The organism is Cupriavidus sp. WKF15 (assembly GCF_029278605.1).
In the GTDB taxonomy this organism is placed as follows: Bacteria; Pseudomonadota; Gammaproteobacteria; order Burkholderiales; family Burkholderiaceae; genus Cupriavidus.
Genome location: NZ_CP119572.1, coordinates 2,199,271 through 2,226,130, shown reverse-complemented (window position 1 = coordinate 2,226,130; position 26,860 = coordinate 2,199,271). Strand labels below are relative to the sequence as shown.

Genomic DNA, 26,860 nt, shown 5'->3' with positions numbered 1-26,860 from the left:
TACGGTAGTGTTTATTGGATGACGCTGGCCGACTCGATCACGATGGGCGTGGCCGGCACATTGCGCATGGGGCCGTAGGCCGTGGTCGGCACGTTCTTGATCTTTTCGATCGTATCCATGCCTTCCACCACCTTGCCGAACACGGCGTAGCCGTTGCCGTCCGGCTGCGGGTAGTCGAGATTCGGATTATCCACCACATTGACGAAGAACTGGGCGGTGGCCGAGTTCGGGTCGCCGGTGCGTGCCATGGCCACCGTGCCGGCCTTGTTCTTCAGCCCGTTCTGGGCTTCGAGCGGGATCGGCGCGCGCGTGGGCTTCTGCTTCATCTCGCGGTCGAAACCGCCGCCCTGCACCATGAAGCCGTTGATGACGCGGTGGAAGATGGTGCCAGTGTAGAAGCCGCTCTTCACATACTCCATGAAGTTGGCGACGGTCTTGGGCGCGACGTCGGGATAGACCTCGACGGTGAACTTGCCCTGGCTGGTGACGAACTGCACACGTTCGGCCTTCTGCGTCTGCTGTGCCATCGAAGGCAGGGCAGACAGGGCCAGTGCGGCGGCGCTCAGGCCGGCCAGGAGGATGCGGCGGGAACGGATCATGACTGCGGCTCCGGTAGTCTTGGGATTGCGCCGGGCCCTGGGGCCCGGCGACGGAACAGGAAGTGGGCGGCGGTATCAGCGCGCGGCCGGTGCGCTGGCAGGCGCGTGGACCGGGGCCGGGGTGGTCGGGCTTGCCGGGTTTGCGGCAGGCCGCAACTGGCGCAGCGCGGCGCCGGCGCGCGCATCGCCGGGGTTGCGGCGCAGCGCTTCGGCATAGGCCTGCTCGGCCAGGCGCCGGTAGACGTCACCCAGGTTGGTGTAGCCGATGGCAAAGCCGGGCTTGACCTCGGTGGCGAGCAACAGCTCCGCTTCCGCGCGTTTCAGATCGCCGCGTTTTGCGTAGAGCAGCGCGAGGTTGTTGTGCGGCTCTGGCAGCTCTGGGAAATCCTGCGCCATTTCGGCGAATGCCCGGATCGCGTCGTCCTCGCGGCCAGCCTGCGCCATGGCCCAGGCGCGCTCGAAACGGGCCTGCGCATTCCGAGGGTTGGTGGCCAGCACGCGGTCGTACCCGGAAATGGCTTCGTCGTAGCGCTTGCCGGCGGCGGCGCGTTCAGCCTTGGCCATGCCAGGGTCGGCCGAACGCGGGCCCGATGGCGGCGCGGTCGGGGCGGCCAGGGACAGCGGGCCGTTCTGCGCATGGGCAGTGCCTGCCAGCGCGGCAAGCACGGCCAGTGCGGTCATGGCGCGGCGCGCTGGGGCGAGGCGCTCGGTGGGCAGGGTCAGGCTCATTGAAGGGCGGTCCGTTATACTCCGCGGCATTCTAGCAAAGCGGCACCGCCGGCACGATGCACGTAGATGACACGCCACCGGGGCGGCGCCACGTAACCCGTCGGCGGTGGGTGGCGGCAGGGCGCTTCCGGTAAGATATGGGGCTCCGGGGTTTGCGCGCGCGCCATCGCGCCGGGCCTGACGACGCCGTCACGGGCCGGGCGACAGTTGCCGGCAGTCACCTCACATCACACTCATTGCTTCATGCAGCTTCTGAACATCTACAACACGCTCGCGCGTGAGAAACAGCCATTCGTGCCCATCGAGCCCGGCAAGGTCCGCATGTACGTGTGCGGCATGACCGTGTACGACTACTGTCACGTCGGCCACGCGCGCGTGATGGTGGTGTTCGACATGGTGCATCGCTGGCTGCGGGCCGCCGGCTATGAGGTGACATTTGTCCAGAACATTACGGATATCGACGACAAGATCATCCGCCGCGCGGCAGAGAATGGCGAAACCATCGGCCAGCTGACCACGCGCTTCATCCAGTACATGCACGAGGATGCCGATGCGCTGGGCATCGTCCGCCCGGACCATGAACCGCGCGCGACCGACTACGTGCCGCAGATGCTCGACCTGATCGGCAAGCTTGAAGCAAAGGGGCTTGCCTACCAGGCGACCGATGGCGACGTGAACTACTCCGTGCGCAAGTTCGACGGCTACGGCAAGCTTTCCGGCAAGTCGCTGGAAGACCTGCGCGCCGGCGAGCGCGTGACGGCCAACGATGCCAAGCAGGATCCGCTCGACTTCGTGCTGTGGAAATCCGCCAAGGAAAGCGAGCCGCCCGAGAGCAAGTGGGACTCGAAGTGGGGCAAGGGCCGCCCCGGCTGGCACATCGAATGCTCGGCCATGAGCTGCACGCTGCTCGGCGAGCATTTCGATATCCACGGCGGCGGTGCCGATTTGCAGTTCCCGCACCATGAGAACGAGATCGCGCAGTCCGAAGGCGCGAGCGGCAGGCCGTTCGTCAATGTCTGGATGCACAACGGCTTTGTGCGCGTGAATGACGAGAAAATGTCGAAATCGCTCGGCAACTTCTTCACGATCCGCGAGGTGTTGAAGGAATACGACCCGGAAGTGGTCCGTTTCTTCATCCTGCGTGCGCACTACCGCAGCCCGTTGAACTATAGCGATGCCCACCTCGACGATGCACGGCACGCGCTGACGCGACTCTATACGGCGCTCAAGGATGCGCAGCCCGGCGGCTATGCCGTGGACTGGGAAGAGGCGCACGCGAAGCGCTTTGCCGAGGCTATGGGCGACGACTTCAACACGCCGATCGCCATGGCGGTGCTGTTCGACCTGGCCAGCGAGATCAACCGCACCGGCTCGTCCGTGGCGGCCCGCCAGCTCAAGGGACTGGCCGGTACGCTGGGCCTGCTCGAGCGCGATCCGCATACATTCCTGCAGGGCGGCAAGCAGGCGGACGGCCCGGCGCCGGAAGAAATCGAGGCGCTGATCGCGGCGCGCAAGGCGGCCAAGGCCGAGCGTAACTTCGCGGAAGCCGACCGCATCCGCGCGGAACTGCTGGCCGCGGGCATCGTGCTGGAAGACAAGCCAGGCGGTGCGACCGAATGGAGGCGTGCTTGAACGCTGCCGCGCGCAAGCCCGCCGCACCGGCCAAGACCACCACTTCCCGCACCGCCAAGGGTGGTGCGAGGGACGGGAAGGCCGTGCTGCCGGAAGCCGAGGCATTGCCGCTGCCGGTCGAGACGGTCGTCGACGCCGTACGTCCCGCCTACTGGGATGAGGCCTGCGCCGACCTCATGAAGCGCGACCGGATCCTGCGCAAGATGATCCCGACCTATGGTCCGGCCCATCTGGTTTCGCGCGGGGATCCGTTCATCACACTCGCGCGCTCGGTGGTGGGTCAGCAGATTTCGGTCAAGGCGGCGCAGTCGGTCTGGGAACGGCTGGCCGCGGCCTGTCCGAAGCTGACGCCTGCACAGATTCTGCGCGCGGGGCCCGAGAAGCTGGCCGGCTGCGGGCTGTCGCGCCGCAAGGCGGAATACATCACCGACCTCGCCGATCACTTCAAGGCCGGCCGCGTCCATGTGAGCGAATGGGCGGTGATGGACGACGAAGCCGTCATCGCGGAGCTCACGCAGATCCGCGGCATCGGTCGCTGGACGGCCGAGATGTTCCTGATGTTCAATCTGATGCGGCCCAACGTCCTGCCCCTGGACGACATCGGACTGATCAATGCGATCTCGACCAATTATTTCAGCGGCGAGCCCGTGACCCGTAGCGAAGCGCGCGAAGTCGCGGCAAACTGGGAGCCCTGGCGAACAGTGGCTACATGGTATATGTGGCGTAGTCTCGACCCGCTGCCAGTGACTTATTAGGCATAGCCGTAACAAAAAGTAGCTGCAGGTGCAGTAAAGGCTATCTGCCCGGCGCAAAGATAGCGGCCAAATTCCGGTAGAATGCGCCCCTTCACAGACAGGTACGTGTGATTTTATGAAAACCACCTTCCTGGATTTTGAGCAGCCCATTGCCGAACTCGAGGCAAAGATCGAAGAACTGCGTTTCGTGCAGGACGATTCGGCTGTCGATATTTCCGAAGAGATTTCGCGGCTGGCTGGCAAGAGCCAGCAGCTCACCAAGGACATCTACGCTAACCTGACCCCGTGGCAGGTTGCGCAGATCGCCCGTCATCCGCAGCGCCCATACACGCTCGACTATGTGCGTGAGATCTTCACCGATTTCCACGAGCTGCATGGCGATCGCACCTTTGCCGACGACCTTTCGATCGTCGGCGGCCTGGCCCGCTTCAACGGCCAGTCGTGCATGGTCATCGGCCACCAGAAGGGCCGTGACACGAAAGAGCGCGCCTTGCGCAATTTCGGCATGCCCAAGCCCGAGGGCTATCGCAAGGCCAAGCGCCTGATGGAGCTGGCCGACAAGTTCGGCCTGCCGATCTTCACGTTCGTGGATACGCCGGGCGCGTTCCCTGGCATCGATGCCGAAGAGCGTGGCCAGTCGGAAGCCATCGGCCATAACCTCTACGTGATGGCCGGCCTCAAGGTGCCCCTGATTGCCACGATCATCGGCGAAGGTGGCTCGGGTGGTGCCCTGGCCATTGCCGTCGGCGATGTGGTGCAGATGCTGCAATTCGCGACCTACGCGGTGATCTCGCCGGAAGGCTGCGCGTCGATCCTTTGGAAGACGGCCGAGAAGGCGCCGGAAGCCGCGGAAGCCCTGGGCCTGACCGCCCACCGCCTGAAGGCGCTGGGCCTGATCGACAAGATCGTCAGCGAGCCGCTGGGCGGCGCCCACCGCGACGTCAAGGGCATGGCCGCCATGCTCAAGCGTTCCCTGGCTGAATCGCTGCGCCAGTTCCAGGGCGTGAGCGTGAAGGAGCTGCAAGCGCGCCGCTACGAGCGCCTGCTCGCCTATGGCAAGTTCAAGGAAACCGGCGTCCAGGACTGAGTTGTCCGACCGCCTGACCGACAAGGTCGCACAGGCCCTCCAGGCCAGTGCGGCCTTTGTTGTTTCTGGCGGCGCGGCGTCCGGTCAGGCCGAATTGGCGGTAGCCGTGGCGCTGTCCGGCGGCCGCGATTCGGTGGCGCTGCTGCATGCCGCGCAGGCCGCCGTTTCCGCATGGAACCTGCCAGCCCGCGTGGTGGCACTGCACGTGCACCATGGCCTGCAAGCGCAGGCGGACGACTGGGACAGGTTCTGCGCGGACCTGTGCGCGCGCTGGCAGATTGGCTATTTCGTGCGGCGTGTCACGGTACAGGCCGGCACGGGCGAGGGCGTTGAGGCAGCCGCGCGGCGCGCACGCTATGCGGCGCTGGGCGAGATGTGCCGCGCGAGCGGGGCCGGGCTGCTGCTGTTTGCCCACCACCTCGACGATCAGGTTGAAACCGTGCTGTTGCGGCTTTTTCGCGGCGCGGGCGTGGCAGGCATGGCTGGCATGCCTGCCATGCGCAGGCTGGATGAAGACGGTGACATCGCCTTGCTGAGGCCGTGGCTGGACGTGCCGCGCGCCGATATCGATGGCTATTGCGCCGCGCATGAGCTGACCTGGATCGAAGACCCATCCAACGACAGCACGCGATACGCACGCAATGCGCTGCGCGCGCAACTGCCACAGCTTGAGCAGGCATTCCCGGCGCTACGCGCGAACGTTGCACAGGCGGCTGGCCATTTCGCCCAAGCCGTCAGCATGCTCGATGACCTGGCAAGCACCGCTCTGGCGAGGTTGGTTGTGCCGGGCCGCGATGCCGACACGCTGGCCGAGTTGGACCTGCGAGGCCTGCGGGAATTGCCCGCATCCCATGCCGACGCCGTGCTGCGTCTCTGGCTGCGCGACCTCGGCGTACGGGCCCCGTCGACGGCGAGGTTGGCCGCCATGCGCGAACAATTTCTCGACCATGGTGGTGGCGAGCCGGCCATTCCCCATGACGGCCTGGTGCTGCGGCGGTTCCAGGGCAGGGTGCTGGCCTGCCGGCCCGAGCCCAATACGCGGCCAGCGCCGCAGGCATTTGCGTGGCGCGGTGAAGCGCGCATTGTGGTGCCGGCCTGGCGCGGCGAACTTCGCTTCACGCGCGACGACACCTTCGGCGTGCCCGAAGCCGTGCTGCGGCAGCCGCTGCGGCTTGCCGCGCGCCATGGCGGCGAGCGCATCGTGCTGCGGCCCGGCGGTCCCGCGCGTGCGCTCAAGCAGGCTTACCAGGAGGCCGGTGTGCCGCGCTGGCGGCGGTGCTGGCTGCCGCTGCTTTGGGCCGGAGATGCGCTGGTGCTGGCTGCGGGGCTGGGCATGCATCGACGCTGGGACGAGGCGCCACACGCGCCACGTTGGCGTGTCGAGTGGGTGCAGGTGGCCGCCCGCACACACACGGAATAACGCAAGGCCGGCCGCAGGATCACTTTCGGTGACTTGCCAAAGCGGCTGCGCCTTGCCTGATGGGCGTGGTTCGTGTATTTTCAAGAGCTTTGCACAATCGCTGGCGTCGACAAGAAGATGGCTCTCATCGTTCACAAATACGGCGGCACTTCGATGGGTTCCACGGAACGCATCAAGAATGTCGCCAAGCGCGTGGCCAAGTGGCACCGCGCCGGTCACCGCGTAGTCGTGGTGCCTTCGGCCATGTCGGGCGAAACCAATCGCCTGCTGGGACTCGCCAAGGAGATTTCGGCACAGCCGGATCCGCGTGAACTGGACATGCTCGCCTCGACCGGCGAACAGGCCAGCGTCGCGCTGCTGGCCATTGCGCTGCACGGCGAGAATATCGACGCCGTGAGCTACACGGGCTGGCAGGTGCCGGTGAAGACCGATTCGTCTTATACCAAGGCCCGCATCGAGTCGATCGACGACGAGCGCATCCTTGGCGATCTCGACGCCGGCCGCGTGGTGGTCATCACCGGCTTCCAGGGCATTGACGACGACGGCAACATCACGACGCTAGGCCGTGGCGGCTCGGACACCTCGGCCGTGGCCATTGCCGCCGCCATCGAGGCCGACGAATGCCTGATCTACACCGACGTGGATGGCGTGTACACCACCGATCCGCGCGTGGTCGAAGACGCCCGCCGCCTGGACAAGATCACCTTCGAGGAAATGCTGGAAATGGCCAGCCTGGGCTCCAAGGTGCTGCAGATCCGTTCGGTGGAATTCGCAGGCAAGTACCGCGTGAAGACCCGCGTGCTGTCGTCGCTGACCGACCCGCTTATGCCGCTCGAGCAGGAAATCAACTCGGGCACGCTGATCACTTTTGAGGAAGATTCCAACATGGAAGCCGCAGTCATCTCCGGCATCGCCTTTGCCCGCGATGAAGCCAAGATCACCGTCCTGGGCGTGCCCGACAAGCCGGGTATCGCGTACCAGATCCTGGGTCCGGTCGCCGACGCCAACATCGACGTCGACATGATCATCCAGAACCAGTCGGTGGACGGCAAGACCGACTTCACGTTCACCGTGCCGCGCGGCGACTACCAGCGCACGCTGTCGCTGCTGAACGACAGCGTCAAGCCGCACGTTGGCGCGGCCAACGTTTCGGGCGACCCGAAGGTGTCGAAAGTCTCGGTGGTCGGCGTGGGCATGCGCTCGCACGTTGGCGTCGCCAGCAAGATGTTCCGCACGCTGTCGGAAGAGGGCATCAACATCCAGATGATCTCCACCTCGGAAATCAAGATCTCGGTGCTGATCGACGAGAAGTACATGGAACTCGCCGTGCGCGCGCTGCACAAGGCGTTCGAACTGGAACAGGCCTGATCCGTTCGTAAGTTTTTTCTGGCGACGCCGAAATTTTTTGTGTTGAGTTATCGATTTTTCGTTGACCAACCACGAAGGTATCGCTAGAATTTGCGCTTCGTTGTTCGGCTCCCTCGAACAACGCAAGTTTGGGAGACGTGGCCGAGAGGTCGAAGGCACTCCCCTGCTAAGGGAGCATCTGGGCCAAAACCTGGATCGAGGGTTCGAATCCCTCCGTCTCCGCCAGAAGACATGCCCGGCCCCCGCGGGGGCCGGGTTCTGGCCTAAAATCGGGCTACTATGTCCGTGCCGCTGTCCCGTCGTTTGTACCAAACGGCGTACCATGGATTGGTGGCTTCCATGAAATACTCCTCCTACATCAAAGTCCGTAAAGGCGCTCCGTATTTTCGGATGGCCGTACCGGCTGACGTGCGTCGTCTGGTCGTCGGCAACGTTCGCAAAGAAGTCTGCTTTCGCCTGCCCACCAATTCGGTCGGCGAGGCCAATCGTACCGCCGCCAAGCTGGTCGAATTTTGCACCTCCGTCCTTCAACTTCGAATCCCGGTCAACCCTCAGGGGTCGAGTCGCCGCCATCACCGTCGCCGGCGGTCTGCGACCGCAACGTCGAAGGGCTCACCGTCTGTGGAGTTTTTTTGGAGACTGCCCCAAAGCGGGGGCTGACGACCAGCTACCAAGAGGCCAAAGAGGCACCTACAATGCGCGCAGGGCTTCCGATCTTGGGCCGGCGACCTTCGTCCTTCAACTTGGGGGGTCGTGCTTTCCGCGCAGATTGATACGCTGAGATGCGAACTTTCCAATGTCACCAACGACTTACGGCATAGAAAAATAGCACTGTGGTATTTTTGCAAGTCATTGATATAACGAAGAATTTTCTCTTCAACCGTATCGATTTGCACGGGAAGGACAAATATCCCATATCCAGTCGCGCCAATGGGCAAATGACACCTCGAATGCCCACCGCAAAAAGCTGCTGCCGCCTCTGACCGACCCTGACCTCCCAACCGGTGTGTCTTTGGGTGCATATGAATTTGTGACAGATACGGCTGACAGAATGGCCTTCCGGTCTTTGGCTGCCCTATGTCAAGTGCCTCTGGGTCTGGTTTTGATCCGCTTCTAGCGATACACGAAGAGGCGGTTCGATTAGGTTGTCATTACTTTGACGCTGGCCTTCAATGGGAGTGGGCATGGTCGCGTCGCTTGGGGCCGTTCCTGGCGACTCCAACCGCCCAGACGATCCCTTCTTGGCGCTGTGGCGGAGGGCATATTCATCGTTCAAAAAATTGACGAGCTACTGTGATGAACACCTTTGCGCTACGCGGTCTGCTCCTTCTAGTCTCAATGTTCACCGCAACTTGGCTATCGGCACAGACGATAGGCGAGGCGGAGAAGAGCATCGAAAAAGGTTCGCTGGAAAAGCGAGTTGATGCCATCGCATCCATTCAGCCGGGTCTTGGCGCCGTCATGCACGAGATGGGTCGCCGCTTTGTCGAAATTTACTGGGCAGCTAATGGCGGAAACTGGGGCCTTGCACAATATGAGCTCAAGGAGCTACTGGAAGCGCAAGAGGTTGGTGAGGTAACGAGACCTCAGCGCGCCTCGATGCTAAAGGCAAATGAGCAAACGTACCTATTGCCGCTGAGCAAGGCGATCGAAAAACAAGATATCAACCAATTCAACCGACATTTTTCCGAGGCTGTCAATGGTTGCAACGCTTGCCATACTTCGCTTGGGTATGGATTCATAAAATTCAAAATACCAAAGGCAAAAGATCAGGAATTTCTTGATTTTTCCATGAAGACGAATCCAAGCAAGTAATTGCTGCGCGTCGCAATAAGTGCCGTGTGGCAGGGTTCCCGTTTTTCTGGCGCTACATTCTCTCTTTCCTCAACCGCATTCCGAAGATGGGGGCTGAGGCGCCGGGGGCACCGTTTCGGAAGCCTTTACGACCCATGGATCGCAAGACATTTAGGCTGGCGCCAAAAGGCCGACCCGTGAACTTTGGCCTGGATGTCTACGTTCCAAGTGTCGCAGGTTGTCTAGGTTTGTTTGATGCCTGTCCTTGCCAGTTGCGCTGTCCGCGCCTTTCTCGTCAAGTGACCGCGCGGGAAGAAAAGCGGTTTTAAACGCACGTCCAATGCGCGCTAAGGGACTCCTGCCCACGCAGGCTGCGTCCCAGAAGGCCATCGTCAGGTCCTGCTTGCTGGCGTCGATCCGCGGTCACGTGGATGCCGGCGCGCCAGGCCATGGAGGAAGCTGCGTCAGAGCATCGTGCCGCGTGCCCAAAGCCCCGGAGCCCTGAGCACGTATTGGCTGCCGTGTTTGCCACCGTCCATCCAGACCTCGAGCCATGGCCCAACGCTTCGGCGATAGACGAGGGGCGAGTCCTGGAGCAGGCGCCCGGGCGCCCGCCATCGTTGGAGATGACCAGCGCAACTGCACTATGGAGTCCCGACTGCTTGCCGTGGCCTTGCCTTGATGCATATCAACCACGGCGCTCTGCAATAGACGATCCTTAATTCGAGAGGAGCGATCTAGGATTCCGTATCGTTGCTCAACGAAGATCCGTTCGCCAGCCATCGGGCGATTGACGTTTATGCGCCGCTGCTGCGAAGAATCACCGCCGCGGTGCCGGGAGTCGAATCATGACCAACAAGCTTGACCCACCCAAAGACCTCGTTCACGTCCCCTGCGAGGTCTGTATGAAGGAAGTACCACAGTCCGAGGCGATCGTCCCCGAGGCATGCGACTACGTCGTCTACTTCTGCGGTCTGGACTGCTATGCACAGTGGCGTCGTCAGTTCCCAGAGAAAGTCGTGCAGCAGGAGACTGCGCCGCCTTCCATGGCGAGAGAGGGACTATTGTCGTCCAATAAAACCGCGAGCAAATGCTGACTGCTGCGGAACAGCGATTGGGGAAGAGCGTGCTGGGCCTCGCTTATGTCGTACTTCCTTTCGGCCATGAGACCTTTTCCCTTTCTATAGACGCAATCATTTCCGCAATCTCACCCTGCAACGGCTCGCGGGCGCGAGCAGCCACCCACGCAGTGAAACCATACTTCGCAAGTTTCCCGCTCAAGATGCCAAACACGGCGAGGGGTGATAGTTCTGCTAGCGCGACAAACACGAGGGCCGGCGTTTGCGGCAACGGCGAAGCCGCGATGGCCGTCAGTGCAAAGAGTCCGTAGTCGTCAGTAAAGCCGGCAATCTGTGTCCGCGTCCACGGTACACACCGCTCAACTGGCCACCGGTGCAGCCACATCTGAAGGCGACACTGGCGGTGATGGAGCGCGAATGCCCGCGAGCTTGGTGCGCTTGAGCAACAGCGCATTGACCGCTACCAAGGCAGAGCTGCCGGACATGGACAGTGCAGCAATCGCTGGGCTTAATGTGAACGGGTACAGCACACCCGCTGCCAATGGAAAGGCAATGAGATTGTAGGCGACCGCCCACCATAGGTTCTGGTGCATCTTGCGCAGCGTTGCGCGCGACAGCTCGATGGCCCCGACCACATCAAACGGGTCGCTCTTCATGAGCACGATGTCTGCGCTTTCCATCGCGACGTCCGTGCCGGCGCCAATCGCGAAGCCGACGTCCGCCTGGGTTAGCGCAGGTGCGTCGTTGATGCCATCGCCCACCATGCCAACCTTCTTGCCCTGCGCCTGCAGTTCCTTGACCTTCTCGGCTTTTTGCCCAGGCAACACGTCCGACAGCACTAACTCAATGCCCAAGCTTGCACCGATACGCTCCGCTGTGGCCTTGTTATCCCCAGTCAGCATCGCCACCTGCACGCCTCGTTCACGCAGCTTCTTGACCGCAGCTGCGGAGGTTGGTCGCGGGGCATCGGCAATGGCAATCAAGCCAAACAGTTTTCCGCCGTAGGCGACGTGGATGACCGTCCGGCCCGCACCCTGCATCTGGTCGGACTTTTCAGTCAGGCCATTCATATCCACCCCGTGTGTGGTCATCAGGACGCGGTTGCCGAGTAGTGCTACTCGTCCGTCAATTACCGCCTTGGCACCCATACCGTCGATATTGGTAAAGTTAGTTGTCGCCAACATCGCAAGGCCGCTAGCTCGTTTGAGAATGGCCTGAGCCAGAGGGTGCTCTGACGCTTGTTCCACCGATGCCGCAAGCGCGAGCATCGCATTTGCATCGACGTCTTGGTGCGCGAAGATATCCACCACATCCGGTTCGCCCATGGTCAGGGTACCCGTCTTGTCGAAGACGACCACGTCAAGCTTGGTGGCATCCTCCAAGGCAGAAGCATTCTTGAACAGAATCCCGTTCATGGCCCCCAGCCCGGTCCCAACCATAACCGCCATCGGGGTTGCCAGCCCAAGCGCATCGGGGCAGGCAATGACGAAGACTGTAATGGTGAGGGTCATGGCAAACAGCAAGGTCTGGCCCAACCAGCCATACCAGATGACAAAAGTCGCTATGCCAATGCCGAGAGCGGCGAGCACGAGCCACTGCGAGGCGCGGTCCGCCAGCAGTTGTGCAGGTGCTTTGGAGTTCTGAGCCTCTTGCACCATCTTCACGATTTGCGCCAGAGCAGTGTCACTCCCGACCCGCGTCGCTCGGTAGCGGAAGCTGCCGCTCTTGTTAATCGTGGCGCCGATGACGCTGTCGCCTGGTCCCTTCCGCACGGGAAGCGATTCTCCGGTCAACATCGATTCATCCACTTGGGATACACCATCGATAATCGCACCGTCAGCAGGAATCTTGTTGCCAGGGCGGATGATAACGATGTCCCCTAGCTTGACATCGGCTGTCGCTATCTCGAACTCGCGGCCATCGCGCAGTACCGTGGCCTTGGGTGGCGCCAGATTCATCAGCGAGCGAATGGCGTCCGATGCGCCAGCACGCGCGCGCATCTCCAACCAATGTCCCAGGAGGATAAATACCAGGAGGACTGCCGAGGCCTCGTAGAACTGCTCTCCCCGAAAGAAGAAAGTCGCTCCGACGCTGAACAGATAGCCCGTACCGACAGAGAGGACAACCAGTGTGGCCATGTTGAGCGTGCCGTCCCGGAGGGCGCGCCACGCGGATACGAAGAAGGGCCAACTTGGATACAGGATGGCCGCGCTCGCCAGCAGGAACAGCCACTGGTTCATGCCCAGGCCGAATGGCGGACTCGGCATGGGAATCTGCATTCCCATCGGCGCGTAGAGAAAGATGGGGATGGTGAACACCAGGCAAATCCAGAACCGGTTGCGCATATCGCGCACCATTTCCCCCATATCCATGCCCGCGCCGTGCCCCATGTCACGGACCATCTGGCCATGTGTAGTGTGGGCTTCTACTTCCCCTTTCGCACCGTGTGTAGCCGCATGGATACGGTCCGGGTGTCTGCCAAGCGCGGCCAGCCGGGCTGCCGTGTGCGCGTGCTCGCCAACAATGCCGCTTGCGACGAGGCCACCCGGCGGGTCTTCTGGCGTGCAGATGTGCCGTGGCACCAGTTCACCATGGCAATGGTGGCCGCACTCTTCGAGTTTCGCCTTGATGGCGCTTAGACTCGTCACCGTATCGTCATACTCGACCGTGGTGCTACCGGAGACGCAGTTGACCTCCACCCGGACAACTCCGGGTAGGCGTGCAAGCTGCTTCTCGACCCCGCGCGCGCTGAGGACAGACAGGAGACCTCCTACTTCGATGATACTAGTCTTCATCTTATCCATCCTTGCTGTACGTGGGTTCGCAACGAGCAACAGTCACTTCGCAATCGCACCGCTCACCAGATGTTCCTCTGCATAGGGGAACACCACTTCGAGATTGGGACGTATCAGCTCTTTATCTTTGTTCGCATAGTGCAGACGGGTCAGCAAATCCTTGATGACACTGAGGCGCGCGACACGTTTGTCGTCGGCGCGCACGACGTTCCATGGCACGATGTCGCTGGTCCGAGCAAACATCTCGTTGCGCGCCTTGCTGTACTTCTTCCAGAGCGATACTGCTTGCTCGTCGATGGGGCTGACTTTCCATTGCTTTAGCGGGTCTCGACGGCGCTCTTCGATGCGCTTCTTCTGTTCGGCTTTACTGATGTCCAGGTAGTACTTGATAAGACGAATCCCGGAGCGCACGAGCATCCCTTCGAACTCCGGAACGCTTGCCATGAACTCCTCGTGCTCGTCATCAGTGCAGAAGCCCATCACGTGTTCCACGCCCGCTCGGTTGTACCAGCTGCGATTGAAGAGCGTGAACTCGCCAGCGGCTGGGAGTTCGGCGGTATAGCGCTGGAAGTACCAGGAGCCCCGGTCGCGGTCGGAAGGCTTTCCCAGCGCGACCACGCGGGTTTCACGAGGGCTGAGATGTTCGATAATGCGTTTGATGGTGCCATCCTTCCCGGCAGCATCCCTGCCTTCAAAAATCACCAGAATCCGGTCATTGCAGCAGATGAAGTGTTTCTGCAGCTTGACCAGTTCAATTTGCAGCAGGTGGAGGTTCCCCTCGTAGTTCTCGTGGGAAATCGCGCTTACCTCGGATGTGGCGCTGTGGCTACTTGCCTTCATTTTCATGATTTCCCTTCCGTACATCTGGCGCAGCGGGCGTGGCTGGGTGGGGCTTCCCGGGTGTTAGCGTGGTGACTTTTTCGGAGAGCAGCAGGTCCAGGGCAGGTCGGTCTACCACCTCCTGTTCGAGGAGAAGCTTTGCCAGTGCGTCAAGCTTGTGCCGATTCGCCAGCAGCGTCTGCTTCACCCGCAGGCTCGCGTCACCCAGAATCTTGCGGACCTCTGCATCAATGATTTGTGCAGTGCTCTCGCTGTACTCCTTCAGGTCACGGGGCATCATGCCCGCTTCGTTGAAGAGCGGATTCCGCATATCCTCATAAGTGGCAAGCCCAAGCTGCTCGCTCATGCCGAACCGCGTAATCATCTGCCGAGCCATGTCGGTGGCACGTTGAAGGTCGTTCTGTGCTCCAGTTGAAACGTCTCCGTAGACAATCTGCTCGGCAATGCGCCCACCCAGCAGGACGTCTAGCCGGTCATACAGTTCGCTCTGCTTCAGGAGATAGCGGTCTTCTGTGGGGGTCTGCTGCGTGTAGCCCAGGGCGGCGACGCCTCGCGGGATAATCGACACCTTGGAGACCCGGTCAGTCCGAGGGCGCAATTCCGCCACGATAGCGTGACCAGCCTCGTGGTAGGCAATGGTTTCCTTTTCCTGCGGATTCATTAGGCGATTCTTCTTCTCGAGTCCGCCTACGATGCGGTCAAGCGCCTCATCGAAATCAGTCATGTCCACCGCGTCTTTGCCCTTGCGAGCGGCAAGAAGCGCAGCTTCGTTGACGAGATTGGCCAGGTCGGCACCAGCGAAACCGGGCGTGCGGGCTGCCAGTTTTGTCAGGTCGACAGTGGGCGCAAGGACGACGTTCTTGACGTGTACCTTGAGAATCTGCTCGCGGCCCTTCAGGTCTGGCCGGTCCAGCGCAACATGACGGTCAAACCGCCCGGGGCGCAAGAGTGCTGGGTCCAGTATTTCCGGCCGGTTGGTCGCGGCCATGATGATGACGCCTTTGTTGGTATCAAAGCCGTCCATCTCAACCAACAACTGGTTCAGAGTCTGTTCGCGCTCGTCGTTGCCGGTAACTGCACCGAAGGCACGGGTTTTGCCCAGCGCGTCGAGTTCGTCAATGAAGATGATGCAGGGCGCCTTGGTCTCGGCCTGGTTGAAGAGGTCGCGAACGCGCGCTGCACCTACGCCGACAAACATCTCCACGAACTCCGAGCCGCTCATGCTAAAAAATGGAACGCCGGCTTCCCCCGCGACTGCCTTTGCCAGGAGCGTCTTGCCAGTTCCCGGTGCACCTAGCAGCAATACCCCCTTGGGAATCTTGCCGCCGAGGCGCCGGTAGCGCAGGGGGTCCTTCAGGAAGTTGACTATTTCCGCGAGCTCTTCCTTCGCTTCGTCGATACCGGCAACGTCGGCAAAGGTCACGCCGGTCTCCTTCTGCATATAGACCTTGGCCTTACTCTTGCCAATTTCCATCATGCCGCCGGCGCCAGCTCCCACTCGTTTAATGAGGAAGCTCCAGATGACAAAGAACAGTAGTGCAGGGACAATCCATGACAGCAGAGCGCCAATCCATTTGTTGTCGGCCTGCCCGACGAAGCGCACCTTGGCCGCTTCGAGGTCTTGAACCAGATTAGGGTCGTTGACGCGAACGGTCGAGAATGCGTGGTCTCCCTTTCCCTGCTGCAGCATCTCATCGGCCTGTTGTTTGGGAAGCAGATTTTCGATGCTATCGGTGTTCAGCGTTCCGGTGATGGCTCCTTCCCCGAGTGTGACATTCCTGACCTTGCCAGCCTTCAATAAGACCTTGAAATCACTGTACGGTAGCGTCTCGACGTGAGAAGGAGTAAAGAAGCTCTGAAGGACGAGCATCGCTGTGACCGCCGCGAGTATGTACCAAAGGGAAAATTGTTGACGCGGTTCCATGGGGGCCTTTCCATCCTGTGGTCAATCAAAAAGCTCGGCGGCCAGTGCTGTCTGCACGACCACCGAGCCCATCCGGCCTCAACAACGAGCCAGCGTTACACCAAAGTTCAGTCCATGGTGGGAGCTCCATAACCGTCAATGCCATCGGTCGGGGTCAGCGGTCACTCCTTAGGGTGTTAAAGAGCCAGGCAAAGAAGCTGCCGGCAGCAAAGAACCAGACTGCAAACACAATGGCCGGGTAGATGACGGACCACCAGGACACCGGTTCGCCAGTCTGAAGGCGTCGGAAATCAAGCCCGTGAAAGAGCGCGTTCATGAAGTTCATGAAGGGCTCGGGGAGTGCCATCCAGACGAGCGTGCACAAAGCGTAGAAGAGCACGACCGTGGCTGACAACGTCACACCAGTTTTGAAGGGATTCATGGCAGCCTCCAATTGCAACGGGGTTCCCGCCTAGCCTCAGTGAGGCTTGGTCTGAGGCATATCCCCACCGCCGAAGTGCGGGATGAAACCGGGGGTTCTTTGCCGGTATGCCTCATATTCCTGTCCAAATTCCGCCAGTGCGTCCTGCTCCTCTGCCTTGGCAAGGCGAACGTACATCCAGACCAGGATGGGGAACATCGCGAATGTGAGTATCGTGGGCCATTGCAGCAGGAATCCCAACATAATCAGGATGAACGCCACATATTGCGGATGCCGCATACGGGCGTAGAGCCCGGTGGTGGCCAAGGTGTGTTCTTGCTGAGCCTTGTACAAGACTCGCCACGCCGCAGATAGCATGAGGAATCCGCCAAAAATCAGGATGTCGCTGGCGATGTGGAAGGGGCCCAGGTGGGGATTGCCCCGCCAGCCGAAAATCATCTCCGGAAGATGGCCGGCATCATGGGACAGGAAGTCGATACCGGGAAACTTCGCCGACAGCCATGGCAACAGGAGATAGATGGTCAGGGGAATCCCATACATCTCGGTGAAGAGCGCCACGATGAACGCCGAGAAGGCTCCAAAGGAGCGCCAGTCCCGAGCGGTCTTCGGCTTGGTAAAGCTGAAGGCAAAGATGAGGAAGACCGCCGAGTTAATAATCACCAGCGACCAAAGGCCGTAGCCGTTTTGTGCGTTGTGTTCCATCATCGCTCTCCCGTGTTGCCCATGTCCTTCGGCTCGTCGCGCTGCCCGTGACCGTGTCCATGGCCGTGATGCATGAAGAGATGCATCAACGGGCAAGCCGCCAGAAGCAGGAACGGCAGGAACTGAATGACGTGAGCCTGGTGCTCCGTCCAGAGGAAGTAGCCAATCACCAAAAGAAAGCCAATCGTGACCAGCTTGGAGCGGGAAATCTTTCCCTCCGTATCGTCTGGGTGCTCGTGACTGCTATGGTCGTGACTCATACCTGCCTCCAACCAGGGGAAGAAACGGGATGTTGCTCAGCAGCAACCGTGGTTGCGATGATGTCGGTGCACATATCTTTCCGGGTCTTGCTGAAAGACCGTGCGGGAAGCTTCGGATTCAAAGAAGAAGGTATGCCCCTCAAAGTTTGAAGTGATGGCGTGCGCGGTATTGACCGTGTTGACAGTGACAGTGACGGGGTCGCGGGCAGTGGAGCCGTACTCCTGGGTTGTGTAGCGTTGCCCGCCGTCTTGATTGGTTCGACGGCTCGTGAAGCGTCGCCACGCCATCAGGGCTCCGAGACCCATTCCGCTAAGCAGGAGCCACGTCAGATTTTGTGAGAGCCAGTTCATGTGAAGTCTTCCTCGTCAAGGATTGCCTCTGGCCTTGCGCTCGCGTTCCACGGCCTGTTGAATGTCGCGCTCGCACTGACGCGAAAGCCGCCAGCTAACCCAAACTACGACGAGTGGGCAGGACAGCAGAAAGACGGCGACCAATAGCGTGAGTGGCGATACACCAAACCAGTACACGACGGCGACAGCAAGCAACGTCGCCAGTGCCGCGCAAATCCATGCGACGGTATGTTTCATGTCGCCTCCGTACTGGACTGGCCAAGCCGCACACGCTTAAGCAGCGCGGAGTTGGCTACGACGCTCAATGAGGACAGCGCCATAGCCGCCGCTGCAAAGATAGGGTTCAATAGTCCGAAGGCGGCGACCGGGATGCCAATGGTGTTGTAGACGAATGCCCAGAAGAGGTTCTGCTTGATTTTGCGCATCGTGGCGCGCGAGAGCTCGATAGACGCGACCACATCACGAACATCGTCGCGAATGAGGATGATGCTTCCTGTTTCCTTGGCGACGTCCGACCCAGAGCCGATGGCAATACCGATGTCGGCTGCTGCAAGGGCGGGCGCGTCGTTCACGCCGTCACCCACCATCGCCACGACTTCGCTCTGCTTCTGCAAGGCCTGAATGGTTTCGACCTTGTCTTCCGGCATGACTTCGGCAATCACGCGGTCGATGCCGACCTGCCGGCCGATGGCCTCCGCCGTCCGACGGTTGTCTCCGCTTAACAGCACCACTTTGATGTTGCGTGCCCTCAAGGCGGCGACAGCCTCTTCGGCTTCTGGCTTCACCGTGTCGGCCACTGCGACCACGCCAAGCAGCGTATTACCAGCGCCTACCAGCATGGCGGTCTTTCCGTCGGCCTCGAGCCTTTGCAGCACCGACTCAGCGTCACCGGTCGGGATTCCCTGACGTCCAAACAGACGCCGATTCCCGAGCCAAGTCTTTTGCCCGTCGACCTGCCCCTGAATGCCCATGCCTGACAAGGCACTGATGCTGGCAGCCTTGGGAATGGCGAGGCCGCGATGTTGCGCGGCGCGTACGATGGCTTCGCCCAGAGGATGCTCAGAGCCACTTTCGACGGCCGCCGCAAGGGTCAACAGGGTTGATTCCTCGTGATTCGAGAACGAGATGACATCGGTGACAGTAGGCTCTCCCCGCGTAATCGTTCCCGTCTTGTCAAACACGACCGCCGTGAGCTTCTCAGCACGCTCCAGCACTTCACCGCCGCGAATCAGAATGCCGTTATCCGCGCCCTTGCCGACGCCGACCATGAGGGCGGCAGGGGTTGCGACACCGAGGGCACACGGGCAAGAGATGATTAGAACCGCCACAAACGCGAGCAGTCCGTGGGGGAAGTGTCCCGCGACGCTCCAACCCACCAGGGCCAACACGGCAACGGAAACCACGGCGGGCACGAAGTAGCCGGTGACCTGGTCCGCCAGCCGCTGAATCTGCGCGGTACTGGCCTGGGCGTCCTCGACCATCTTGATAATCTGGGCGAGCGCGGTATCGGCGCCAATCTTTGTCGCCTGGAAGGTAAAGGCGCCGCTGCGGTTCAGGGTGCCGCCAATGACGGCAGTACCCGGCTTCTTCTCAACGGGCATCGACTCGCCTGTCAACATTGACTCGTCGACGCTGGACTCACCCTCCACGACCTTGCCATCCGTGGGAATCTTCTCGCCCGGGCGCACGACAACGGCCTCGCCCACCATGATGCTTTCGGCCGGGATTTCCACTTCCTTCCCATCACGCAGCACATGCGCGACGGCCGGACGAAGGTCGAGCAAGCGTCGTACCGCCGCCGACGACTTCTTCTTGATGATTTCCTCCATGTACTTGCCAAGCAGCACGAAGGCAATAATGACCGCCGACACCTCAAAATAGACGTCCCGCTCTTCGACCTTAACTGGCAACCAGGTTGGAAAGAACAGCACCACCACGCTGTAGAAGTACGCGACGGACGTTCCCAATGCGATGAGGAAGTCCATGTTGATGTTGCGGGTTCGGATGGCGTTCCACGCGCCCTTGTAGAAGCTCCAGCCGCCGATGAACTGCACTGGCGTGACCAGCAAGAACAGCCACATGCCCCACGTGAACCAAGGCAGGGCCGGAATCGGTGCCCACGTCAGCAGGGTGGCGCCGGCTGCCAGGGCCAGGAACGCACCCGCCCGCAGCACAGCAAGCGCGAGGACGCCCGTGAGGGCAATCGTCACGCGTGTCTTCATGGCCTTCAACTCGCTCTCTGGCGATTCGAAAGTCCGTAGACAACTCTCGCTGCAGAAGTAGTACTTGCGGTTGCCACGCTCGGCGGACAGGGCCGTCGCCTTGTCCACCATCATTCCGCAAATGGGGTCCTTGGCGAATTGCTTGGCACCGCCGGTGGTCGCGGGAGCATGGGTGGCCATGCCAGGCGACGGAACGCTCGCACCTGCCGGGGCAGGGTCGTCTGTTGGAGGGGGAATATATTGGGCCGGGTTGGCGAGGAATATCTGCTCGCAGTGGCTGGAGCAGAACCAATAGCGTTTGTGGTCGACTTCCGCGCTGGCGGCCGCTTCCCCGGGAGAAACTTCCATGCCACAAACAGGGTCGCGCACATATTGCTGGCGAGCAGTATCCAGGTGACTTGTCGGTTGGGGCGCGTGCCCACCCATAATGGTGGATTCTTCCCCAACTGTAGGGGTAGCGGACCTGGTCGACATGCCATCCTCCTGGGGGCGATTGGCGGCTGCAAGGCAGGATTTACCTCAATAGTCTCGTCCTTCGGGGAACTTGCTTATTGATGTCAATCAAGGAATCTCTAAGAGGGCGATGCTCGAAAATGGTGCCTTAGTGTATGGATGGATGCCGGCAGGCGAGAAGGCCTTAGAACACCGGAATCGTCCCTGTCGCCAACTCCTTGACCAACGTGGGAAGGTTGGCCAGCTGCTGCCGGAGTAGCTCACGGATTTCCTGTTGCTGAGTCGACGAGAGCCTCTGTTCCGCTACAACATCGATGGCTGCCAGTTGTGGCTGGTTGATTGGCCGGCCAATACCGGAAAGAAGCCGCACTACGACCTCGTTGACGCCGTCAACGTCCGTCGCAATAAGTCCGGCCAATCTGTGGGCCAGCACGTTATAGAGCTTGCCAACATGCGCCGCCGGGTTCTTTCCCGCTGCGGCTTCCAAGGACATTGGCCGATACGGGGTAATCAAGCCGTTGACCCGGTTTCCGCGACCCACCTGGCCGTCATCACCATGCTCCGCGCTCAGTCCAGTGACGGTCAGGTAGATTCCACTTTCATCACTGGCATCGCGGTCGTCCAGGGTATTGATAGCAACCTCAACCGCCGGTTCGATGCGTTCCGTAAGGTATGACGCAATCTGGCTCTTCACAGTGAAGTATTCATCGACCGCGCATATATAGCGGTCAACAAACGCCAGCGCGACGGTGAGACGGTGATGCCCATCGAGTCGACTACCCATGACTTTGAAGTCATTTCCGGCCGCCGGAAAAGAGGTCATAAATTCACTTGCGCGCAGTAACCGCGCAGCCCAGAGTACAGCTCTTTCAAGGCTGGAAAGTGGCGCGTACCCCACGCCGAAGGACGTATCATTCGACAGTGGGACGGATGTGCCGGTGACGCGCTGGAGGTTTGGGGCCGAAGGTCGGAGTATGGGCTCTACCCGAATATCGTCGCCGGCCCCGCCTAAGCAGGCCACGAGATAATCACGAATGGCCTGCTCAACGATTTGCTCAGCCTTGGCAGATGGCAATTCGGTGACCGGGCCCGAGACCACCAAGCGCATAGGTCGCAAGAGCTGCCCACCACCGAATTTCGGCTCACTCATACCGCCGATGAGGAGCGCCTTGTCGAGATTGAAATGCTGGATTGACCCATAGTCGTCCAGATAGGCACGGCACAGGGCATGGGCTGCAGCCTCGACGGCGCCGTCGCAAAGGCTGTCTGGGTGCCCGACGCCTTTGTGCTCGCACATCTCGGTCTGGTCCATCCACCGCGACGGCGCAGTTGAGACGGAAATCGCAATGCTCTCGGCTGCCGGCATCACCTACCCCAATAGGCACCAGATAGAGTCATTTTATGTAGCCGGCCAAGTGCGCGGACGCTCGGTCCGCCCATTGCTTGTCGCTGTTGAGGCAAATCAAACAATCGGCCCGCCACACAACCTAGGATGAGTGATGGAAACCCGATTTTTGATAGGGCAAGCTGTATCCTGCACGCGTACGGTACGAATTGTTGGCTCTGCAGGCGACGGCAGCGAAAGAACGGGGGTGTCTCGTGCGCAAGCTATGGTTGGTACTGGCGGCAATGCTCCTGGTAAGTCTGACAGGATGCGGCTACAACACAATTCAGTCGCAGGATGAACAGGTCAAGGCAAGCTGGTCGGAGGTTGTAAACCAGTACCAACGCCGGGCCGACCTGGTGCCGAATCTCGTGAACACCGTGAAAGGCTACGCCAGCCATGAGCGTGAGGTTCTGACAGCGGTGACAGAGGCGCGAGCACGCGTTGGCACCATCCAGGTCACGCCCGAGACCCTGAATGACCCGAAGGCGTTCGCCCAATTCCAGGCCGCGCAGCAGCAGTTGTCGGGGACCTTGTCCAGGCTTCTGGCAGTTTCCGAGAACTACCCACAACTGAAGGCCGACGCGGGCTTCAGGGATTTGCAGTCCCAACTCGAGGGTACCGAGAATCGGATAACCGTCGCGAGAAACCGGTATATCCAGTCCGTTCAAGCGTACAACGTGACCGTGCGTTCGTTGCCTTCAAATCTGACGGCAATGGTTTTTGGCTTCAAGGAGAAGCCCAACTTCACGGTGGCAAGCGAGACGGCAATAGCCAAGCCACCGCAAGTTGAATTCGGTGCCGCTCCGGCCAGTGCTCCTGGGAGTGCCAAGTGAAATGGCTTCCGGTTGCAAGAGGCCTGTTCCTGGCCTTTCTGGCTTTTGTGTCTCTGGGTGCGGCGGCGGATGTTGCCGTTCCCGCCCTGACGGCGCGGGTGACCGACCTGACCGGCACGCTGACAAGCGAACAAAGGGCTGCCCTCGAACAAAGACTGCAAGCTTTCGAGAGTGAGAAGGGAAGTCAGATAGGGGTACTGATGGTCCCCACAACGCAACCCGAGGACATTGCGCAGTACTCCATGCGCGTGGTCGAGCAATGGAAGCTCGGGCGGAAGGGAACGGATGACGGCGCGCTGCTCATCATCGCCAAGGACGACCGGACAGTCCGCATCGAGGTTGGCTACGGACTGGAAGGCGTACTCACCGACGCCATGAGCAAGCGCGTCATCAGCGATGACATCGTTCCGCGCTTCAAGCAGGGGGACTTCTATGGCGGCGTCACGGCTGGCGTCGAACGCATCATCGGTGTCATCAACGGCGAGCCGTTGCCCCCACCGAGGCCATCAAGAGGCGAGCGCGGCGATGACTCGGTGCGGCAATTCCTGCCAGTCATACTGGTGCTGACGCTCGTAGTGGGTGGAATGCTGCGCTCCCTCTTTGGCAGAGGCCCAGGTGCCGTTGCTACCGGAGGCGTTGTCGGCATTATCGGATGGCTACTTTCCGGAGCAATCGCTGTCGGCGTAATGGCTGGCGCTATTGCGCTCTTCTTTACGATGTTTGCTGGCTCCCACATGGGCTTGCGGGGTATTGGCGGTCGTGGCGGCTTCGGTGGCGGGTCCGGACGAGGCGGATTTGGTGGCGGCGGTGGTGGCTTTGGCGGCGGTGGCGCCTCGGGGAAATGGTAATGGCGAATCTCCAGCGCATGGCGCGACATCTCCTGATGACGCACTGGCGAGTCAGGCGGACCTTCCCGCGCGAAACCTTACTCGCAATCGAGCAGGCCATCGCGACAAGCGAGTCCACCCACATCGGACAGCTGCGATTCGCCGTAGAGGGAGCGCTGAGCTGGTCGGGCCTGCTCAAGGGACTTTCTGCCCGTGACCGTGCCATTGAAGTGTTCTCGCAACTGCGAGTCTGGGATACTGAACACAACAATGGCGTTCTGATTTACCTCTTGCTGGCAGACCGCAGCGTTGAGATTGTTGCCGATCGTGGCATCCATGCGAAGGTGCAGCGAGGAGAGTGGGACGCCATTTGCCGAGAGATGGAGGACGCCTTTCGCCGGAAAGAATTCCAGCTGGGAGTGCTTCGAGGCATAGAGGCCATTGGCAACCTCCTGGCGAGATACTTTCCCGCCGGTGTTGGCGGCACGGACGAATTGCTCAACACGCCAGTGATTCTGTAAGTCGCGATAGTCCGCGCGGAGTTCTTGGCGGAGAACAGACTTGACGCCACTCGGAATACCTCACGAGGCCACGGTCTTGGTGGCAGCACTGACGGTCGGTCTCCTGATTGGCTTGGAGCGTGGATGGCATGAGCGCGAATTGCCCGAGGGCGCGTAGCCGGCCTGCGCACATTTGCCTTGACGGGTCTCTTTGGCGGGGTTCTTGGCAACCTGTTTCCGGAATTTGGCGCTTGGCCCTTGCTTGGCGAACTGGCTACCATCGAACAGGCATTCGAAGAGTTTCTGGAATCCCTGCGGGAGACCGCCACACCATCCGTCGTGGCGAATATTGAAGAATACTTCCAAGGCTTGCCTCCTATCAAGCAATGAGTGTGGTCCACAACTCGGAGAGCTCCGACTAGGACCTTCCTGCCAACACAACCTTGTCTTATATCAAGCTTGCTTCTTCGATGGGCAATAGTCTTATGAAAGGGATGCCCGTCTGGGACGTGTGGCGCGAGTTCCAGAGAGAGCTTCGATTTCGAATCACATCTATGGGCGGGGATGCTCAGTTTGGCAATGTTGGCCTTGGGTTCTTTGTTGGTCGAACGGAGGAAGTGAAATGAACAAGAAACAATTTTTCGTGGCAATGTTCTCCGCCGGCGTGCTTTCGATTACGCCAGTTCTTGCCCAGCAAAGTAAGTCCGCCACGAAGGGCGCTCAGTCACAGCAACAGCAATCCAATGTCGCTGAGTTCGACAAACAGATGGCGCAGGTCCAGGAGAACATGCGGAAGATGCAGGAGCAGATGGACAAAATTCGTCAGACTCAGGACCCGCAGGAGCGTCAAAAGCTACTGCAAGACCACTGGACAACCATGCAGGCGACGATGGCCATGATGCATGAGATGTGGGGCGCAGGAATGATGGGCGGCGGGCACATGATGGGACGCGGCATGACGGGTGGGCCTATGATGGGCTGGGGCCAGATGGGCGGCTACTATTCAAAACTCACGCCTGAGCAAATGAAGCAGCGACAGTACATGATGGACCAGTACATGGGCATGCAGCAGATGATGATGAATAACATGATGCAGCATCAGTACATGATGATGCCGCCGGCACGGTAGCCAGGAAACACGCCAAGGACTGCGGAGCGGCTCGAAGTAACTCGAGGGGAGTCGTATCGCGCATGTGGTCGGTGTGTATGTATAACGGCGCAGATACCAGGGCCACCCGCCTGCGCCAGCCACCGGCCAGGACAAGTCTGCCCGATTTTTTTCTGCGCCGCGCCACCACGGCCAATGTCAGGGGCCGAATGCGGGACTTCAACCGCTTTCTGCGCTTGAGGGAGATTGCAATGCGGAAATATGGCTGGGAGCCGTAACGTCAATCGTGATCTTCGGGCAACGCGCAGGCGTCGGGAAAACATCGTATCCGCACCCGATACTCATAGGGAGAAGGTCATGGCTACCACCATCAGAGACTATCCCCTGCTGGTCTTCCTGGTGACGTTCAGTCTGCTCTGGTTAGCAGAGAAGATCGGAGCGATGGCCATCCGCGGCTTGCGCGGACCGGCCGAGAACGTGCGGCAGGATGTGGGCATCATTCAGGCTGCGGTACTCACGCTGCTCGGGCTACTGATTGGCTTTTGTTTTGCCATGGCGGTCAGCCGTTATGATCAGCGAAAACTTTATGAAGAGGCCGAGGCCAACGCCATCGGGACTGAGTATGTACGCGCGGGATTGTTGCCGGCAGCGGATGGGGAGCAGGTGCGCAGCCTGCTTCGCGAATATGTGCAGCGCCGTCTGGCGTTCTTTACGGTCCATGACGCCCGCAAGCTTCAGCAGATTGACACTGCCACCGCAGCTCTGCACGCCCGTCTATGGTCGGTCGTGGAACGCAATGCGGCAGATAAACCGAATGTCATCATCGGACTGGTTGTTGCTGGCATGAACGACGTGCTGAATGCGGAAGGCTATACCCAGTCATCCTGGTGGAACCGGATTCCGGACTCAGCCTGGACGCTAATGCTTCTGGTGGCCGCATGCAGTAACGCACTGGTTGGATACGGCCTGCGCAAGGCCGAGTCGACGGGCAATCTGCTGCTGGTATTGCCAATGGTGGTAGGCGTTTCATTCGCCCTGATTGCCGACATCGATAGTCCCCGCGGTGGGCTGATCCATGTGGAGCCATATAACCTCATGCGTCTGGCTTCGTCGATTCACGCGCACTAGAGGCTAGTTCGACCATCTTAGTGTTGGGGCACTGGGGCTTGGTCGGACAGTTACGATATATCCATTGCGCCACAGTGCGCGGCTAGATGGGCCGACTTTGATCCAGCCCAAGCTCTGGAGCGAACCAGACACTAGTCTGCAACTAGGCGTGCTGCGGCAATGGTCGGGTCACAGTCGACATTGTAAGATCAGGCGCCACCTCATCGATCACGGAGAGAAAGATCATGGTCAGAAAGATTGTCCCAATCCTGACTGCGGCTTCCTTGGCTGCGCTTGGCACGCAAGTTGTTCACGCACAGAAGAACTACACGGACGGCGGCGATCTGTACGGAGGAAGCCACGCTGCAAAGTCGAAGACGCAGAACCAGGCAAAGGCCGGCAAGCCCGATCCTTATACCGACGGAGCGAAGCAGTCAACCAAGGCCGGCCTGGCCGAAGGCGGGAATAAGCCGGACACCGGTACGAGTGCGGCGAGATCTGGCAAGTTCGACCCATATAGTGAAGGGGCAAAATCCGGCAAGTTCGACCCGTATACAGAGGGTGTCAAGAAGCCGGATGAGAAGGCCCAGTAAGCTTTGAGCCGGGCCATCCGTTACGTCCAGTGCACGCCGGTTCGTCCCCTTGTGTTGATCGCAACAGGGCCAAT

The 26,860-nt window shown here is 60.4% G+C and carries 25 protein-coding genes, 1 tRNA gene and 1 pseudogene; 15 read left to right on the top strand and 12 right to left on the bottom strand.

The features are described 5' to 3' along the window. Positions 1 to 11: 11 nt before the first annotated feature. Together CupriaWKF_RS10350 and CupriaWKF_RS10345 are read right to left on the bottom strand one after the other, a co-directional pair. Complete coding sequence (locus CupriaWKF_RS10350) at positions 12 to 599, bottom strand: peptidylprolyl isomerase (RefSeq protein WP_276097808.1); 588 nt, start codon at positions 597 to 599, stop codon at positions 12 to 14. A 75-nt stretch (positions 600 to 674) separates the two neighbouring features. Beyond that, on the bottom strand, positions 675 to 1,328 hold the full coding sequence (locus CupriaWKF_RS10345) for a tetratricopeptide repeat protein (protein WP_276097807.1): 654 nt from the start codon (positions 1,326 to 1,328) through the stop codon (positions 675 to 677). A 243-nt stretch (positions 1,329 to 1,571) separates the two neighbouring features. On the opposite strand from CupriaWKF_RS10345, the gene cysS reads away from it, so the two are divergent. The 8 genes from cysS to CupriaWKF_RS10305 all read left to right on the top strand — a co-directional run bounded on the left by cysS (position 1,572) and on the right by CupriaWKF_RS10305 (position 10,481). Then, complete coding sequence (gene cysS / locus CupriaWKF_RS10340; RefSeq protein WP_276097806.1) at positions 1,572 to 2,960, top strand: cysteine--tRNA ligase; 1,389 nt, start codon at positions 1,572 to 1,574, stop codon at positions 2,958 to 2,960. Beyond that, complete coding sequence (locus CupriaWKF_RS10335; RefSeq protein ID WP_276097805.1) at positions 2,945 to 3,715, top strand: DNA-3-methyladenine glycosylase; 771 nt, start codon at positions 2,945 to 2,947, stop codon at positions 3,713 to 3,715. The genes cysS and CupriaWKF_RS10335 overlap by 16 nt, the downstream gene beginning before the upstream one ends. A gap of 115 nt (positions 3,716 to 3,830) precedes the next feature. After that, positions 3,831 to 4,802, top strand: a complete 972-nt coding sequence (locus CupriaWKF_RS10330; protein ID WP_276097804.1) for an acetyl-CoA carboxylase carboxyltransferase subunit alpha — start codon at positions 3,831 to 3,833, stop codon at positions 4,800 to 4,802. Between the two features lie 106 nt (positions 4,803 to 4,908). Next, on the top strand, positions 4,909 to 6,222 hold the full coding sequence (gene tilS, locus CupriaWKF_RS10325) for a tRNA lysidine(34) synthetase TilS (protein WP_276100753.1): 1,314 nt from the start codon (positions 4,909 to 4,911) through the stop codon (positions 6,220 to 6,222). 117 nt (positions 6,223 to 6,339) lie between these two features. Continuing rightward, positions 6,340 to 7,590 (top strand): aspartate kinase, encoded by a 1,251-nt coding sequence (locus tag CupriaWKF_RS10320; protein ID WP_276097803.1) that lies wholly within the window; start codon positions 6,340 to 6,342, stop codon positions 7,588 to 7,590. Between the two features lie 131 nt (positions 7,591 to 7,721). Then, positions 7,722 to 7,815, top strand: a tRNA-Ser gene (locus CupriaWKF_RS10315). Between the two features lie 1,071 nt (positions 7,816 to 8,886). Next, positions 8,887 to 9,405 carry a hypothetical protein gene (locus CupriaWKF_RS10310; protein WP_276097802.1) on the top strand — a complete coding sequence of 173 codons (519 nt, stop codon included), beginning with the start codon at positions 8,887 to 8,889 and terminating at the stop codon, positions 9,403 to 9,405. Between the two features lie 827 nt (positions 9,406 to 10,232). After that, the gene (locus tag CupriaWKF_RS10305) at positions 10,233 to 10,481 is read left to right on the top strand and encodes a DUF3330 domain-containing protein (RefSeq protein WP_276097801.1); all 249 of its coding nucleotides are present in this window, start codon (positions 10,233 to 10,235) and stop codon (positions 10,479 to 10,481) included. 341 nt (positions 10,482 to 10,822) lie between these two features. Here the strand turns inward: CupriaWKF_RS10305 and CupriaWKF_RS10300 are convergent, their stop codons facing one another. The 10 genes from CupriaWKF_RS10300 to CupriaWKF_RS10255 form a co-directional block, all read right to left on the bottom strand. After that, positions 10,823 to 13,258 (bottom strand): heavy metal translocating P-type ATPase, encoded by a 2,436-nt coding sequence (locus CupriaWKF_RS10300; RefSeq protein WP_276097800.1) that lies wholly within the window; start codon positions 13,256 to 13,258, stop codon positions 10,823 to 10,825. A gap of 42 nt (positions 13,259 to 13,300) precedes the next feature. Continuing rightward, entirely contained in the window at positions 13,301 to 14,104 is an 804-nt protein-coding gene (ppk2, locus tag CupriaWKF_RS10295; RefSeq protein ID WP_276097799.1) for a polyphosphate kinase 2, read from the bottom strand. Next, positions 14,085 to 16,022, bottom strand: coding sequence for an ATP-dependent zinc metalloprotease FtsH (ftsH, locus tag CupriaWKF_RS10290; protein WP_276097798.1), 1,938 nt, complete (start codon positions 16,020 to 16,022; stop codon positions 14,085 to 14,087). Before ftsH ends, ppk2 begins: the two co-directional genes overlap by 20 nt. Before the next feature lie 154 nt (positions 16,023 to 16,176). Then, positions 16,177 to 16,443: a DUF5676 family membrane protein gene (locus tag CupriaWKF_RS10285; protein ID WP_276097797.1), complete on the bottom strand. Its 267-nt coding sequence runs from the start codon at positions 16,441 to 16,443 to the stop codon at positions 16,177 to 16,179. Between the two features lie 36 nt (positions 16,444 to 16,479). Next, positions 16,480 to 17,145 carry an isoprenylcysteine carboxylmethyltransferase family protein gene (locus CupriaWKF_RS10280; protein WP_276100752.1) on the bottom strand — a complete coding sequence of 222 codons (666 nt, stop codon included), beginning with the start codon at positions 17,143 to 17,145 and terminating at the stop codon, positions 16,480 to 16,482. Further along, entirely contained in the window at positions 17,145 to 17,405 is a 261-nt protein-coding gene (locus tag CupriaWKF_RS10275; RefSeq protein WP_276097796.1) for a DUF2933 domain-containing protein, read from the bottom strand. Before CupriaWKF_RS10275 ends, CupriaWKF_RS10280 begins: the two co-directional genes overlap by 1 nt. Positions 17,406 to 17,441: 36 nt before the next feature. Next, the gene (locus tag CupriaWKF_RS10270; protein ID WP_276097795.1) at positions 17,442 to 17,756 is read right to left on the bottom strand and encodes a hypothetical protein; all 315 of its coding nucleotides are present in this window, start codon (positions 17,754 to 17,756) and stop codon (positions 17,442 to 17,444) included. A 15-nt stretch (positions 17,757 to 17,771) separates the two neighbouring features. Further along, positions 17,772 to 17,993 (bottom strand): hypothetical protein, encoded by a 222-nt coding sequence (locus CupriaWKF_RS10265; protein WP_276097794.1) that lies wholly within the window; start codon positions 17,991 to 17,993, stop codon positions 17,772 to 17,774. Continuing rightward, positions 17,990 to 20,452: a heavy metal translocating P-type ATPase gene (locus tag CupriaWKF_RS10260; RefSeq protein WP_276097793.1), complete on the bottom strand. Its 2,463-nt coding sequence runs from the start codon at positions 20,450 to 20,452 to the stop codon at positions 17,990 to 17,992. The genes CupriaWKF_RS10265 and CupriaWKF_RS10260 overlap by 4 nt, the downstream gene beginning before the upstream one ends. A 163-nt stretch (positions 20,453 to 20,615) precedes the next feature. Beyond that, positions 20,616 to 21,797, bottom strand: a complete 1,182-nt coding sequence (locus CupriaWKF_RS10255; protein WP_276097792.1) for a methionine adenosyltransferase — start codon at positions 21,795 to 21,797, stop codon at positions 20,616 to 20,618. Between the two features lie 263 nt (positions 21,798 to 22,060). Between CupriaWKF_RS10255 and CupriaWKF_RS10250 the strand changes: the two genes are divergently transcribed. The 7 genes and pseudogenes from CupriaWKF_RS10250 to CupriaWKF_RS10220 all read left to right on the top strand — a co-directional run bounded on the left by CupriaWKF_RS10250 (position 22,061) and on the right by CupriaWKF_RS10220 (position 26,786). Then, the gene (locus CupriaWKF_RS10250; RefSeq protein WP_276100751.1) at positions 22,061 to 22,651 is read left to right on the top strand and encodes a LemA family protein; all 591 of its coding nucleotides are present in this window, start codon (positions 22,061 to 22,063) and stop codon (positions 22,649 to 22,651) included. Further along, a complete protein-coding gene (locus CupriaWKF_RS10245) occupies positions 22,648 to 23,499 on the top strand; it encodes a YgcG family protein (protein WP_276097791.1) in 852 nt (283 codons plus the stop codon). The genes CupriaWKF_RS10250 and CupriaWKF_RS10245 overlap by 4 nt, the downstream gene beginning before the upstream one ends. Further along, the gene (locus tag CupriaWKF_RS10240) at positions 23,493 to 23,999 is read left to right on the top strand and encodes a TPM domain-containing protein (protein ID WP_276097790.1); all 507 of its coding nucleotides are present in this window, start codon (positions 23,493 to 23,495) and stop codon (positions 23,997 to 23,999) included. The genes CupriaWKF_RS10245 and CupriaWKF_RS10240 overlap by 7 nt, the downstream gene beginning before the upstream one ends. A gap of 76 nt (positions 24,000 to 24,075) precedes the next feature. After that, positions 24,076 to 24,245: pseudogene (locus CupriaWKF_RS10235) on the top strand (MgtC/SapB family protein); the annotation flags it as partial. Between the two features lie 355 nt (positions 24,246 to 24,600). After that, positions 24,601 to 25,107 carry a hypothetical protein gene (locus CupriaWKF_RS10230; RefSeq protein WP_276097789.1) on the top strand — a complete coding sequence of 169 codons (507 nt, stop codon included), beginning with the start codon at positions 24,601 to 24,603 and terminating at the stop codon, positions 25,105 to 25,107. A gap of 336 nt (positions 25,108 to 25,443) precedes the next feature. Beyond that, entirely contained in the window at positions 25,444 to 26,214 is a 771-nt protein-coding gene (locus tag CupriaWKF_RS10225) for a hypothetical protein (RefSeq protein WP_276097788.1), read from the top strand. A gap of 224 nt (positions 26,215 to 26,438) precedes the next feature. Next, on the top strand, positions 26,439 to 26,786 hold the full coding sequence (locus CupriaWKF_RS10220) for a hypothetical protein (RefSeq protein WP_276097787.1): 348 nt from the start codon (positions 26,439 to 26,441) through the stop codon (positions 26,784 to 26,786). Positions 26,787 to 26,860 lie beyond the last annotated feature (74 nt).